This window comes from Bradyrhizobium sp. HKCCYLRH3099, assembly GCF_051167855.1.
Lineage (GTDB): Bacteria > Pseudomonadota > Alphaproteobacteria > Rhizobiales > Xanthobacteraceae > Bradyrhizobium.
This window is the reverse complement of record NZ_JBNPTW010000015.1, coordinates 19,520-32,630: the sequence shown is the minus strand read 5'-3', so window position 1 is coordinate 32,630 and position 13,111 is coordinate 19,520. Positions and strand designations below refer to the sequence as shown.

Genomic DNA, 13,111 nt, shown 5'->3' with positions numbered 1-13,111 from the left:
TTGAATTGCCGTGGCGCAATCTTTGCAGCTAGAGAGGACCGGAGTTTGTCAGTGGCCGGATCATCCAACCTCCTTCCGGGGACATCACAGCTACGGATGACCATCGACAAAGGTATCGAGCGAGAGTTCACTTGAAGGTATTTTTCAGCACGCCGCGCGCACCCGGCATTTTCAGTGGCCTGTTGATTGCGGAGAGCTTGCGCACGCGCCCATGACCATCTCGTCTGATCCCCGCTTCGCCCCGCCCGACCTGTTCAACCTGACCCGCGAAAGCGTGATCGTGCGCGATCCCGCGGGCCAGATCCTCGCCTGGAATCGCGCGGCGGAACGGCTGTATGGCTGGTCGTCGGAGGAAGCCGTCGGCCGAGCCGCGGATGACATGCTCCGCAGCAGCCCGCGACTGACACTGCCGCCCGGCGGCTACGACGATACCTGGACCACCCAGGTGGTCCGGATGGGACGTCATCTCGGCTCGCTCGTCGTGGATGCTCAATTCAGCATCCGCCGCGACGATGAGGGAAAGATTGTCGACATCATCGAAACCGGACGATTGCTCGGCGATCGGACTTCGGCATCAACCTGGCGCGAAGACGGAGAATACCGCTACCGCACGCTTTTCCATGCCATGCCGACGTCGTTCCTGGAGCTCGACATCACTGGCGTCAGACCCATTCTCGGCCAGTTCAGGGATTGCAGCATCGCCGAGATCAGGGCGCGATTGCTCGCATCTCCGGAGACGGTCCGCCGCTTGATGGAAGCGACGCGGGTCATCGACGCCAACGATCACGCCGTCGAGACGTTCGGGGACGGAGATCGCGACGGCATGTTCGACTGCGTCGCTCCGTTCTGGCCGCTGGAGAGCTACGAGACCTATATCGACAGCATCATCGCCAGGCTGACGGAAACCCCGCGCTTCAGTCGCGAGGTGACGATGACGACCTTGAAAGGCCGTCCGGTGCACAGCATCTTCACGGCCTGTCTCGACCCGAAGATCGTCGGCGACGGCCGCGTCATCATCGGCATCGTCGATATCAGCGCCCTCACCTTGGCGAACCGAACACTCGAAGAAAGCCGCGAACATTATCGCGCGCTGTTCAGCCTGATGCCGCTGCCGCTGTGCCGCGTCAACACCGATGCCGCGGCGGCATTGCTGCGCGAATTCAGCAAGGACGAGCGTCAGGATCCGGAAGCAATTCTCCGCGCTCGGCCCGAGATCATGCAACACATCGCGGGGACGTCCTTTTTCGTCGAGGCCAATTTCAGGGCGGCGAAGCTGCTGGGATTCGACGATCCGGCCGAATTGTACGGTCTGCGCGCGGGCTCCCTGCTGGCTTCCCGCCCGGATACGCTGCGGCGGCTGGCGCATGCGTCGATCCGCTCGGAGCCGTTCGAGGAAGAGACGCAGATCGTCACGCCGCATGGCCGGGTCGTGGACGTGCTGCTGTCGATGAACTTCATCGAGCATGACAGGGGCCGGTTCTCGCTGGCCGGCCTGATCGAGATCGGCGACCGCTTGAAGGCGGAGGCCGATCTGGCCCGGCTGCGCGCCGACTTCGCCCATGCCGCGCGGATCTCCATGCTCGGCGAACTGGCCGCCTCCATCGCGCACGAGGTCAATCAGCCGCTGGCGGCGATCGGCGCGAGCGGCGAGGCCGGGCTGCGCTGGCTCGATCGCGATCCCCCCAACCTCGATCAGGTCCGCACGCAGGTGATCGCCAATCTCGTGATCAACGCCATGCAGGCGATCCACGCGGGCAACGCGACCGACCGGCGCGTCACGATCGACGTGAGTTCGTCGGACCAATGGGTGGAATGCAGCGTGGCCGACAGCGGGCCCGGTCTGGAGCCACACGTTGCCAAACGGCTGTTCGATAGCTTCTTCTCGACCAAGAAGGACGGCATGGGGCTCGGTCTGTCGGTGTGCCGAACGATCATCCAGTCGCTCGGCGGCACGCTGACGGGCGCCAACCGGGATGACGCACCGGGAGCCCGCTTCGCGTTCCGCCTTGCGCGCGCCGATGAGCAGGATCCATCCTGACCGCGACGGATCGGGTGCGATGGCACGACGACGTTTTGCTACGACTAGAGGCCGAGCGCCGCGATCTTGCTGACGATATCGGCCGCCGACATGGCCTTGAGCTTGCGACGCGCGCTGCTGCGATGCATCTTCACGGTGATCTCGGACACGCCGAGTTCGTGGGCGATCTGCTTGTTGAGCAGGCCGCGTCCGACACCCCGGAGCACGTCGCGCTCACGCGCGGTCAGCCGTTCGGCAAGCTGGCGCAGCTCGGTCAGGTCGTCGTCCTTCGCACGCCGCTCCTGGTCGTCGCGGAGCGCCTTGACCACGGCGTCGAGCAGCTCCTGATTGCGGAACGGCTTTGGCAGGAAATCCACCGCCCCTGCCTTCATGGCGCGGACCGACGTGGGCACGTCGCCATGACCGGTTATGAAGACGATCGGAATGCCGACATTCATCTCCGCCAGCCGCGCCTGCAGATCCAGCCCGCTGCCGCCCGGCAGACGTAGGTCGAGCACCAGGCAGCTCGGCCGATCCGGCAACCCGGCCTCGAGAAGCTCCTGGGTGGAGCCGAACAGCTTCGTCTCGATGTCCACGGAGGCCAGCAGATCTCCAAGACTCTCGCGCACGGCGACGTCGTCGTCGACCACGAGAACGATGGGCGTTTTGACCGGCGCAGCCAACGCTTTGACACTCCGCTTGCTGATGACCGGCGGCTGAGTTGCGAACATCTGCTGCTCCCGTGGCTCGGCCTGACGGACGTCGACGAATGTCCGGGTCCAACGATGGGCCCATCACAGACGCTACCAAAGTCAACCGACTGCATCAACGGACCCGTATTCTCCCTGGCCCATACCTAGGTAGTCGGCTCAGTTCGCCCTGCAACGTTGCATCACCGGCGAGGGTCGTCCAGTGTGGCGGGTGGAGTCGGGACACAGCCGACAGCGAAGGGTCCCTGACATCAACGAGCAGGAATGACAGTGCCCGGCTCGGCCGAGAGCGCGAGGAGTATGTCTTGGCCGGAGCTTTGCTATCCATCATCGACGACGATGCCGATGTGCGCGAGTCGCTGCAGGCGCTGGTCGAGAGCGTCGGCTACAGCGCCCGCCTATTCGGCAGCGCCGAGGCGTTCCTGACGTCCGACACGCTCGCCGACACCCAGTGCATCGTCAGCGACGTGCAGATGGACGGCATGACAGGACTCGAGCTGGCGGAGCATCTCGCGCGATCCGGCCCTCATATCCCGATCATCCTGATCTCCGCCTACGCCAAGGAGAACCAGCGGCGTGCGCTCAACTGCCCCGGCGTCATCGCGATCCTGCCGAAACCCCTGCAACTGAATACGCTGATCGACGAGATTGGCCGCGCGGTCGGTGCAGGCATTTGATCGGTCACCGCCGCGCGAACCGGCGGCGATTGAGGGCGGCGAGCCAAGGCGGGGCACCAGCCGATCGACGCGTGACGTTCACGGTGCAGGGGTGATCTCGTCGAGAGTCACCATGCCCGATCCCTCGGCGGCAAGGGCCGCGTGAACCGAGGGCCTGGTCCCCACCCGCGCCAGGAAGCCGCGAAGCCGTGGCAGGTCTTCGATATCGATTCCGTAGAAGCGGGTCCAGCTCGCGATGACGAACAGGTAGGCATCGGCGGCCGTGAACGTCGCTCCGGTGAGAAACGGCCCGACCAGCCGCTGCTCGACCATGTCGAGCCTGTTCCTGATACGGTTGATGAACAGAGGCCGCACCTCCGCGGGAAGTGCCCAGTTCAGCGGAACGAAGCTCTTGTGCAACTCGGCGGCGACGAAGCTCTGCCACTCCATGACGCGATAGCGCGCAACACTGCCGGCTTGCGGCATGAGATCGGTCCGCTCCGCGGCGTCGCAGATGTATTGCGCAATGATCATGTTTTCGGTGAGCGCGCCGCCATCGTCCAGTTCGAGCACCGGCACCATGCCCCGCGGCGCGACCGCGCGATAGTCAGACCCGTCGGACCGGCGCTTCGCCGTCACGTTCACGACCTCGAGCTCGAAGGGACGCCCGATCTCCCGCAACAGGATATGCACGGACAGCGAGCTTGCACCGGGATGTGTATAGAGCTTCATGGGCTGTGATCGCGACGTTCGTGTCCTGCGTCTCGCCGATGGCGCAGTCAGGAGATGACCTGTGCGCACGCCCCGCAATCGCAGCTCAGGCTACTCGGCGACATCGAGCCTCGGTAGATATACCGGGGTATGTGCGCGTCGAAGGCAATGTCCCGAGTCGAAGACCTCAGCATCCGACGAGAGTTGCCCGACGAACCGTCTTGATGCGGTTGCGCCGATACTGGCCGAACTCATGGTCATAGGACAGATCATAGGTGCAACCCACCTTCATGTCCCGGTGATCGGAACTGCGCTCAATGAGATAAACGCCAGGTTGGTCCGTCTTGAGCACAACCATATCCTGCCCCCAACCACCGCCGGAGCCGCGATACACGACGCGATCGGTATGGCCGGCGAGCGTCACCCAGACCGCCATCCCGACCACCAGCAGCGCAAGGATGGAGAGGCCGCGAACATCGTTACGCAGCTTCTCGGCGGGGCTCATGAAGGGCAAGGCGTTTGACATGACGCTTCGTCGCCAGCGACGGCCGTGACGTTCACGACGGGACCGAGGTCTCGGCCGCGACACCATGTCCTTCGCCGGCGATCCGGACGTACACGCGAGCTCGCCAGGGCAGTGCGCCGCTCTATCCGCGTCATTGCGAGCGCAGCGAAGCAATCCAGAGGGGTGGGCGGGACTCTGGATTGCTTCGCTGCGCTCGCAATGACGGGGTCAGAGTTGTGAAGCACGCTTGCAGTCGGGGTGAGCGACAGCAGCTCGGGGACGATGAGCTACATCATCCATCGCAACGAAGCGGGGCCCGCTAGGCGACCAACGGTCCAAGATCCTCGCTCCCGCCATGTGAGCATCATCACAGAAGCTGACGAGCCTGGCCTTCTACTGTCTACGGACGGGACCACGCAGGGCCCATGTGGATGGGAATGAGGGATCATGGCGACGTTTTTCACCGATGCATTGCCGGTTGCAATCAGCGGTCAGGCGGGAGCGACCAAGGTCAGTCTGCTCGACGTGTTGCAGCAGGCCTATGGCGACGGCGCAAGCGCGATCCAGAGCCTCACGATCAGCTACATGGATCCCAACCAGATGACGAGCAACACGCGGTTCTGGGATCCCGCCCATCCTGTCGTCTCCACCGTGCTGAACAATGGCGTCGACATCCAGGCCGGCCACAACGTCACGGTGGATGCCGCGCATTTCAAGGACGTGCAGATCGCCGTCGGCAACAACATCACCTCGAACATCTTTTTCACCGTGCCGGAGAGCACAGCAAATGGCGACTTCGTCGGCCATACGCTGAACGTCACCACGCTTCCGCAAAATCTCGATGCCAATCTGCCGGCCGATCACGTCCCCACCGCGAACGACATCGTCTCGGCAGCGCGGATGTTCGCTACGATCGAGAACGGCGTGGCCGCTCCGAATGACTGCCACAATATCGCAACCGCCATCGCGGCCTCGGCCGGCGCGACGCTGGATCCGAACTCCGCGAACACCGCCAACCCTGCTGCGAACGAGGACAGCGGCTTCTGGCGCATCGCTTATCGCGGGAGCGATGCGGGTGCGGTCGACGATTGGCAGAGCAAGGTCCAGGCCGGCGACGTCGTCCGTATGGCCCGCACCGATGGCGGGGTGCATACCGTGACCGTGACCGCCGGCCTCAATGCCGACGGCCATCATCCCGGCCAGATCGAAGTGGTCGACAATTGGAACGGCATCATCAGTCAGCATTGGACCGATTACGACAACAACACGGTCAAGGGCAGCGTCACGGTGTACCGGATCGGGTCGGACGGTCATTACCTGACCGACCAGAGCGCCGACTCCCACAACAACACCATTCTCGGCAGCCAGTTCAACGACGTCCTCAAGGGCGGCAGCGGCAACGACATGCTGAGAGGCGGCCATGGCAATGACATCATCGACGGCGGCGCTGGCGACGACACGGTCGCGTTCAGCGGCAAGCAGTCGGACTACAAGATCGCGGTCAACGGGGGATCTGCGGTCATCACCGACCTGCGCGGCGGCACGCCGGATGGCAGCGACACCATCACCCATGTCGAGCATATGAAGTTCGCCGACGCGACCGTCAATTTCGGCGACCTGAAGAGCGCGCCCGCGCCGGTTCCAGCGCCCGTGGCAGGCTCGGTCAGCATCAGCGATGTCTCGATCGCCGAGGGGGCGGACGGCTCGAAGGTCGAGACCTTCACCGTGACGCGCAGCGGCGGCAGCGCCGCGTTCGACGTCCACTTCGCGACGGCCGATGGCTCGGCCACCACGGCTGATCACGACTATGTCGGCAAATCCGGCGATCTGCACTTCGATGCCGGCGTCAACAGCCAGACCATCTCGGTCACAATCAACGGCGATGCCAAGGCCGAAGGCGACGAGAGCTTCAGCGTCAACCTGTCGGCCGCAACCAACGGCGCGAAAATCGCCGATGCCCAGGGCATCGGCACCATCGTCAACGACGACGTCGCGCCGCCCGCCCATCAGGATCCGCCCCAGGTCAGCGACGCTCACGCCGGTCAGGACTTCAACGGCGATGGCATGAGCGACATCCTGTTCCGCAACACCCACAATGGCAGCGTTGCGCTGTGGGAGCTCGACGGCAACCACATCACGTCCAACACCACGGTCGGCTCGGCCGGGCTGAACTGGCATGCCGACGGCGTCGGCGACTTCAACGGCGACGGCAAGTCGGACATGCTCTGGGTCAGCGACACCGGCAGTGTCGCAACCTGGCAGCTCGATGGCGACCATATCGAGGCCAACCAGACCGTCGGCAGCGTATCGAAAGACTGGCATGTCGCCGGCGTCGCCGACTTCGACGGTGACGGCAAGTCGGACGTGCTGTGGCAGAACGACAGCGGCAAAGTCGCGCTGTGGGAGATGAACGGCAACCACATTGAGGCCAACCAGACCGTCGGCAACGTCGCGGCCGGCTGGCACATCGAAGCGACCGCCGATTTCAACGGTGACGGCAAGGCCGACATCCTGCTGCAGAACGACGCCGGCAAGGTCGCGCTCTGGCAGATGGACGGGAGCCATATCGAGAGCAACCAGACGATCGGCAGCGTGTCGAGCGCCTGGCACGTCGCGGCCGCCGACGACTTCAACGGCGACGGCAAGGCCGACGTGCTCTGGCAGAACGACGACGGCAGGATTGCGATGTGGCAGATGGACGGCAACCACATCGATGCCAACACCACGGTCGGGAAGGCCGCGGGCTGGAACGTCGTCGGGACCGGCGACGTCAATCATGACGGCAAGGCCGACATCCTGTTCGAGAACGCCGGCGGCCGCATCGCCGAGTGGCAGATGAACGGCGACCATATCGACCACAATCTCTCGGTCGGGTCGGTCTCGACCGATTGGCACGTGGTCTGAGGCACGCCGCCTGCCCGGCCACCGCGCATCACGTGATCCGGACCCAAGTTCCGTGGTTGGCGGACGAGCTCACCGCGGCGTCGATGAACTTCAGACCGGCGAGCCCATCCTCGACGGTCGGGAGAATGACGGCGGGATCCAGGGTCTTGCCCGCCTGCTTCGCGCGAATGGCCTGCGCGGCCTCGGCATAGATCGTTGCAAAGCCTTCGAGATAGCCCTCAGGATGCCCCGACGGGATGCGGGTGACGCGGGAGGCATCGGTCAGCGCGCCGGCCCCGCCGCGGGTTAGCAGCTGCTTCGGCTGGCCGTAGGGCGTGAACCAAAGCTGGTTCGGGTTTTCCTGCGCCCATTCCAGCCCGCCCTTGGTGCCGTAGACGCGCAGCGTCAGGCCGTTCTCGTTGCCGACCGCCACCTGGCTGGCCCACAGCATGCCCTTGGCTCCGCCCTTCCATTTCAGGAGGATCTGCACATCGTCATCGAGACGCCGTCCGTCGACGAAGGTGGAGAGCTGCGCGAGCAGCCCGTCGAGCTCCAGCCCAGTGACGAAACAGGCGAGGTTGTAGGCGTGTGTCCCGATATCTCCGATGCAGCCGCCGGCGCCGGATCGGCTCGGGTCCGTGCGCCACTCCGCCTGCTTCTGGCCGGTTGCCTCCAACGGCTCCGTCAGCCAGTCCTGCAGATATTCGGCTCGAACGAGCCGGATGTCGCCGAGATCTCCCCGCGCGATCATCGCCCGGGCCTGCCGTATCATCGGATAGCCGGTGTAGTTGTGAGTCAGGACGAAGACCTTGCCTGTCGTCTTGACTAACTCCACCAGCTCCTCCGCCTCGGCCACGGTCGTCGTCAGCGGCTTGTCGCAGATGACGTGGATGCCGGCCTTGAGGAAGGCCCGGGCCACGGGCGCATGCATGTGGTTCGGCGTCACGATCGCCACGGCCTCGATGCCGTCGGCGCGCGCGACCTCCGCCGCAGCCATCTCCTCGAACGTGCCATAGGCACGGTCGGCGGCGATCCCGAGCTCGGCCGCCGAGGCCTTGGCGCGGACGGGGTCCGACGACAATGCGCCCGCGACCAGCTCGAAATGATTGTCCAACCGCGCGGCGATGCGGTGGACGGCGCCGATGAAGGCACCTTGGCCGCCGCCCACCATGCCCAGCCGGATCCGACGCTGATCGGTCTGCTCGCTGCCCGCCTCGATGACCATGGCTGTTTCTCGCTCAATCAAGACCAAGCGTCTTGCGGTTCATCCGTTCGTCGCTGCCGGATCCCGCAAAGTCGTCGAACGCCTTCTCGGTGACCTGGATGATATGCTGCTTGATGAACTCAGCGCCCTCACGCGCGCCCTGCTCGGGATGCTTCATGGCACATTCCCATTCGAGCACCGCCCAGCTGCCGTAGCCATATTGCGTCAGCTTGGAGAAGATCGCAGCGAAATCGATCTGTCCATCGCCGGTCGACCGGAAGCGGCCGGCGCGATCGACCCAGCTCTGAAACCCGCCATAGACGCCCTGGCGTCCTGTCGGGTTGAACTCCGCGTCCTTGACGTGGAAGGCCTTGATGCGCTCGTGGTAGATATCGATGTAGGCGAGATAATCGAGCTGCTGCAGCAGGAAGTGCGAGGGATCGTACAGCAGGTTCGCGCGCTTGTGGCCGTTCACGCGTTCGAGAAACATTTCGTATGACGCGCCGTCGTGGAGGTCCTCGCCCGGATGGATCTCATAGGCGAGGTCGACGCCGTGCTCGTCCGCATAGTCGAGAAGCGGCTGCCAGCGCCTGGCGAGCTCGTCGAAGGCGGCTTCGACGAGGCCCGCGGGGCGTTGCGGCCAGGGATAGATGTAGGGCCATGCCAAAGCGCCGGAGAACGTCGCGTGCGCCGTCAACCCAAGCCGGCGCGACGCGCGGATGGCCCGCTTGACCTGGTCGACGGCCCATTCGGTCCGTGCCTTGGGATTGCCGCGAACCTGCGGCGCTGCAAAGCCGTCGAATGCGGCGTCATAGGCCGGATGGACGGCAACGAGCTGCCCCTGAAGATGTGTCGAGAGCTCGGTAATGGACAGGCCATGCTCGGCCGCGATCCCCTTCACCTCGTCGGCATAGTCCTGGGAGTCCGCAGCCTTGTCGAGGTCGAAGATCCGCCCGTCCCAGCTCGGGATCTGAACGCCAACATAGCCCAGCGAGGCTGCCCATCGGCAGATCGCGTTCAACGAGTTGAACGGCGCCGTGTCCGCCGCGAACTGAGCAAGAAAAATCGCAGGCCCTTTGATCATTTTCATTGGTGTTTCCTTCCCCAGACCGTCGAGCAGCAGGCCTCCGCCGACAGGGATATCCCACCATGGAACGACGTCGTCAGGCAAGCGCCCGCTCCGCGTTTCAGCTGCGTCGATGTGCGCACGCCCAATGGGCATCGACGGGACTCTTGATCTTGGCGGGACATGAGAGAAGCGCTGAAAGCATCGACGCCACAACGACAAACCGCGGCGGCCATGTCTTCGCTCGTCTCTGCAGCAACGCGGCCTCTTATGATGCAATGCGGCAATCGTGCGCTTCTCGAACTCATCGAAAGCATCAGCCGCTTCGTCGGAATGATCAGCTCTCCTCCACGACCATTTTCGGCCAGGAAGGCCATCGAGCGTTGCGCAGCAACGACCGCGTGCCGACGAGGGCTATGGCCCGGTCGCCGTCTCCCGCCATGTCGGGAACATCGCGTTCGCCGCCGCAAGGGATTGCCGCCACCGTCGGCAATTTCCGTCGCCGCGCCGCCGCGTGATACTCTGCGCAGTCGCTCTTTTGAGAGACGCGTCGTGAGAGACCCGCCGCCTTTTCAGCTGTTGACGCGTGGGTACTGCGCGCTCAGAGGGCGGCCAAAGTAGAACAAACAGCAATGACTTAGCCGCCGCGTTAAAAGCCGACCTGTATCCAATCCCGATTCACCACAAGATTAGTGTCAGACACAGATCCGTCGCGAGGATGGTGAGGGCCGACGTCTATGGCTGCGTTCCTGGCGTGGTCGCCATACCATCATCGAAGCCCGCGAGATAGTCCACGGCTACCTCGCGCCATCGCGTCAGCCCCTTGTACGCAGCCAAGTCTTCCGGCAGATCACGAAGCACGCGATGCATTCGTCGTCCCCATTTCGGGATCGTGACCAGCTCATCCAGGCGCAGCAGGTAGCAGCGGATTGGGAAGACGATCGCATTCGAACGCGGCAGCCGCCAGAAGCTCTGCAGTTCGACGCGCAAATGCACCTTCTGCGCGACATTGTCCCGCGTTACGGTGGCACGGTCGACACCCCAGCGATGATAGTTCTCCGGACTGGTATCGAGCCGCGGATTGACCGTCATGGTCCAGTTCAGCCGGCGCATCGGCTGCCCGTGGCGCAATTGCAGCAGGAATTTCAGCGCGCGATCGAACACGCCCATTTCGTGAGCGCGCGGGACCGGCGCATGCCACTCCATGAAGTTCATGCCGATGTCGAAATCGAGCGACCAGTCGGCCTGGGTCGTGACAATGCCGGCGTCCATCCACAGATTGCCGTCGCGCTGATCCAACAGGCAGAAATCACCCTGGGCCTGACGCGTGATGTATTCCATCGGTCCGTAAGGCAGCGACGCCGCATTGCCGAACTCGAAGCGATCGTCGACCCCGAGCGGCCGGTTGACCCATCGCCAGGCGAGACCGTCGCGATGCAGCTCGAAATGATCGGGATAGCCCGCGGCCTGCTGCTCCATCAGAAGCTCCAGCAGATCCCAGCCGGCCAACGTCATGTGCGGCAGCGACTGGCAACGCAGGGCATCCTCGTTCAGCACCAGCGCCCGCTCCGCCATCTCGGCGACGTAGTGCTCATCGACGTCGATCAGGTTCTCGTAGGCGGTCCCCGCCGGGCCGCTCTTGTGCGGCTCGATATTGACACCGTACATGTAGGCATCGCGGTCGAACGAAAACGGAAAGCGGCGAATGGTCGCCGGACTGTTCGCGAAGGTGAAATCATCACGGAACGTCTCATGTCGGAAGGCCAGCGTCATCGGCGTCTCCTGCATATTCTAGAGATCGAGCACCAGCCGGCGTCCCTCGAACCGCGAGACACACGGCATCACCTTGCCTGTGGCCGCCTTGTCGGCTTCACTCAGATAGTGATCGTGATGCTGAATGATGCCGTCGCAGGCGACCACGCGCGTCTCGCATTGGCCGCAGGCCCCTCCCCGGCACAACGATGGCACGTCCACGCCGGCGTGCTCGAGCGCGTCGAGCATGCTCTGGTGCGAGCCCACCGCGACCGTGACACCGGACTTCGCCAGCGTGACCTCGTACGGTCGGCCGATGGCCGGCGCCACGAAGCGCTCGGAATGGAGGCTCTCCTCCGGCCAGCCGAGGCCGCGCGCCGCCGCCAGGACATCCTCGGTCAATGCTTCGGGGCCGCAGACGTAGAGATGGGTGCCGAGCGGCTGATCGCCCAGCAGCGTCGCCGTGTCGAGTCGGCGACCTTCGGCACTGATGTAAAGATGCAGATTGTCGCCACACATGCCCGCGAGCTGATCCGCGAAGGCGGCATGATCCCGCGATCGCACCGCATAGTGGAGCTCGAAGGCCCGGGCTTCCATCGTCAGCTCCGCGACCATCGCAAGCAGTGGCGTGATGCCGATGCCTCCCGCGATCAGCAGATGCTTCCTGGCCCGGCGGTGCAACGGAAACAGGTTGACGGGATGCCCCACGGCGAGCTTGCTGCCGACGTGAACACGATCATGCAGGAACACCGAGCCGCCGCGCCCCTGCGCGTGGCGACGGACGGCGATGGTGTAGTTGCCCGCGCCGTTCAGGCTCCCTGTCAGCGAGTAGGCGCTCCTGCGTAGAACCGCGCCGTCGCGCATTTCGAGCATGATGTGAGCGCCCGCAGAGAAGCTCGGCAGCGGACCGCCAGCCAGCGGCGCAAGACGATAGCTCTTGATCCCCTCGGCAATGTCGGCGATGTCCGTGACCACGACATCCACCATCTGTGGCGCCGCGGTCATTTGAAGATGTCCTCAGCCACGGGAACGACGCCCGGCTCCTCGGCATCGATGCAGACGCCCATGAAGGCGGCCAGCCGGCGCGAATAGTGATCGCGCACGAACAGGTGCAATCCGCAATGGCTGCACTGCACCGGCTGCGTCGTGACCTGCTCGGTCACGCCTTTGCAGTGGACGCACTGCACCCGGCGCGCCAGCGATCCGCGATGCTCCGCCTGAATGGCTGACATCTCGAGGCCGGCACTCAGGGCCGCCGCCACGGCCTGGCCGATCAAACCTTCTGTGCCGGCAAGGTAGAGACGCGTTCCCATGCGGGCGGACCCGAGCAGATGAGTGAGCTGGGGCAAGATCGACGCGACGGTCGGGGCGAAGCAGAGGGTGCCCGCTCCGACCGAGGCAAGCCGCTCCGACGGCACATCGTCACCGAGCCCGTCCCGCACATAGAGAATGTGCGCCCGGGACAGGAATTTTCTGGACGCGCCTGCGGCCAGATCAGCCAGCGCGTGACCGCCCTCGCCATCTCCAAGCAGGAAATGGCTGGTTCCGGGCCGCGGCGCGAGCCTGCCGTAGACCGGCCGGCTCTTGATGCTGGGGACGATCATGGT

General features: G+C 64.4%; 11 protein-coding genes. 3 read left to right on the top strand and 8 right to left on the bottom strand.

The window, feature by feature from the left end; translation table 11 throughout:
- The first annotated feature begins 211 nt into the window (after positions 1-211).
- Positions 212-2,038: an ATP-binding protein gene (locus ACQR1Y_RS24550; protein WP_434878778.1), complete on the top strand. Its 1,827-nt coding sequence runs from the start codon at positions 212-214 to the stop codon at positions 2,036-2,038.
- A 44-nt stretch (positions 2,039-2,082) separates the two neighbouring features.
- Here the strand turns inward: ACQR1Y_RS24550 and ACQR1Y_RS24545 are convergent, their stop codons facing one another.
- Positions 2,083-2,748 (bottom strand): response regulator transcription factor, encoded by a 666-nt coding sequence (locus ACQR1Y_RS24545; RefSeq protein ID WP_434878779.1) that lies wholly within the window; start codon positions 2,746-2,748, stop codon positions 2,083-2,085.
- A 284-nt stretch (positions 2,749-3,032) separates the two neighbouring features.
- Between ACQR1Y_RS24545 and ACQR1Y_RS24540 the strand changes: the two genes are divergently transcribed.
- A complete protein-coding gene (locus tag ACQR1Y_RS24540; protein WP_434878780.1) occupies positions 3,033-3,404 on the top strand; it encodes a response regulator transcription factor in 372 nt (123 codons plus the stop codon).
- A gap of 78 nt (positions 3,405-3,482) precedes the next feature.
- Here ACQR1Y_RS24540 and ACQR1Y_RS24535 read toward each other — a convergent pair whose 3' ends face one another.
- Positions 3,483-4,115, bottom strand: coding sequence for a glutathione S-transferase C-terminal domain-containing protein (locus ACQR1Y_RS24535; protein ID WP_434878781.1), 633 nt, complete (start codon positions 4,113-4,115; stop codon positions 3,483-3,485).
- A 166-nt stretch (positions 4,116-4,281) separates the two neighbouring features.
- Entirely contained in the window at positions 4,282-4,620 is a 339-nt protein-coding gene (locus ACQR1Y_RS24530) for a hypothetical protein (protein WP_434878782.1), read from the bottom strand.
- Between the two features lie 426 nt (positions 4,621-5,046).
- Between ACQR1Y_RS24530 and ACQR1Y_RS24525 the strand changes: the two genes are divergently transcribed.
- Entirely contained in the window at positions 5,047-7,503 is a 2,457-nt protein-coding gene (locus ACQR1Y_RS24525; RefSeq protein WP_434878783.1) for an FG-GAP-like repeat-containing protein, read from the top strand.
- 28 nt (positions 7,504-7,531) lie between these two features.
- Here ACQR1Y_RS24525 and ACQR1Y_RS24520 read toward each other — a convergent pair whose 3' ends face one another.
- The 5 genes from ACQR1Y_RS24520 to ACQR1Y_RS24500 all read right to left on the bottom strand — a co-directional run bounded on the left by ACQR1Y_RS24520 (position 7,532) and on the right by ACQR1Y_RS24500 (position 13,108).
- Positions 7,532-8,707 (bottom strand): Gfo/Idh/MocA family protein, encoded by a 1,176-nt coding sequence (locus tag ACQR1Y_RS24520; protein WP_434878784.1) that lies wholly within the window; start codon positions 8,705-8,707, stop codon positions 7,532-7,534.
- Positions 8,708-8,720: 13 nt separating this feature from the next.
- On the bottom strand, positions 8,721-9,776 hold the full coding sequence (locus ACQR1Y_RS24515; protein ID WP_434878785.1) for a sugar phosphate isomerase/epimerase family protein: 1,056 nt from the start codon (positions 9,774-9,776) through the stop codon (positions 8,721-8,723).
- 711 nt (positions 9,777-10,487) lie between these two features.
- Complete coding sequence (locus ACQR1Y_RS24510) at positions 10,488-11,525, bottom strand: heme-dependent oxidative N-demethylase family protein (protein ID WP_434878786.1); 1,038 nt, start codon at positions 11,523-11,525, stop codon at positions 10,488-10,490.
- A gap of 18 nt (positions 11,526-11,543) precedes the next feature.
- A complete protein-coding gene (locus ACQR1Y_RS24505; protein WP_434878787.1) occupies positions 11,544-12,509 on the bottom strand; it encodes a PDR/VanB family oxidoreductase in 966 nt (321 codons plus the stop codon).
- Positions 12,506-13,108, bottom strand: coding sequence for a dimethylamine monooxygenase subunit DmmA family protein (locus ACQR1Y_RS24500; RefSeq protein WP_434878806.1), 603 nt, complete (start codon positions 13,106-13,108; stop codon positions 12,506-12,508). Before ACQR1Y_RS24500 ends, ACQR1Y_RS24505 begins: the two co-directional genes overlap by 4 nt.
- Between the last annotated feature and the right edge of the window lie 3 nt (positions 13,109-13,111).

Excerpts from the sequence above, each read along its gene's own strand:
- ACQR1Y_RS24505 (WP_434878787.1), bottom strand. The coding sequence starts at position 12,509 with ATGACCGCGGCGCCACAGATGGTGGATGTCGTGGTCACGGACATCGCC.
- ACQR1Y_RS24510 (WP_434878786.1), bottom strand. The coding sequence starts at position 11,525 with ATGACGCTGGCCTTCCGACATGAGACGTTCCGTGATGATTTCACCTTC.
- ACQR1Y_RS24500 (WP_434878806.1), bottom strand. The coding sequence starts at position 13,108 with ATGATCGTCCCCAGCATCAAGAGCCGGCCGGTCTACGGCAGGCTCGCG.
- ACQR1Y_RS24515 (WP_434878785.1), bottom strand. The coding sequence starts at position 9,776 with ATGAAAATGATCAAAGGGCCTGCGATTTTTCTTGCTCAGTTCGCGGCG.
- ACQR1Y_RS24550 (WP_434878778.1), top strand. The coding sequence starts at position 212 with ATGACCATCTCGTCTGATCCCCGCTTCGCCCCGCCCGACCTGTTCAAC.
- ACQR1Y_RS24525 (WP_434878783.1), top strand. The coding sequence starts at position 5,047 with ATGGCGACGTTTTTCACCGATGCATTGCCGGTTGCAATCAGCGGTCAG.
- ACQR1Y_RS24520 (WP_434878784.1), bottom strand. The coding sequence starts at position 8,707 with ATGGTCATCGAGGCGGGCAGCGAGCAGACCGATCAGCGTCGGATCCGG.
- ACQR1Y_RS24530 (WP_434878782.1), bottom strand. The coding sequence starts at position 4,620 with ATGTCAAACGCCTTGCCCTTCATGAGCCCCGCCGAGAAGCTGCGTAAC.
- ACQR1Y_RS24545 (WP_434878779.1), bottom strand. The coding sequence starts at position 2,748 with ATGTTCGCAACTCAGCCGCCGGTCATCAGCAAGCGGAGTGTCAAAGCG.
- ACQR1Y_RS24535 (WP_434878781.1), bottom strand. The coding sequence starts at position 4,115 with ATGAAGCTCTATACACATCCCGGTGCAAGCTCGCTGTCCGTGCATATC.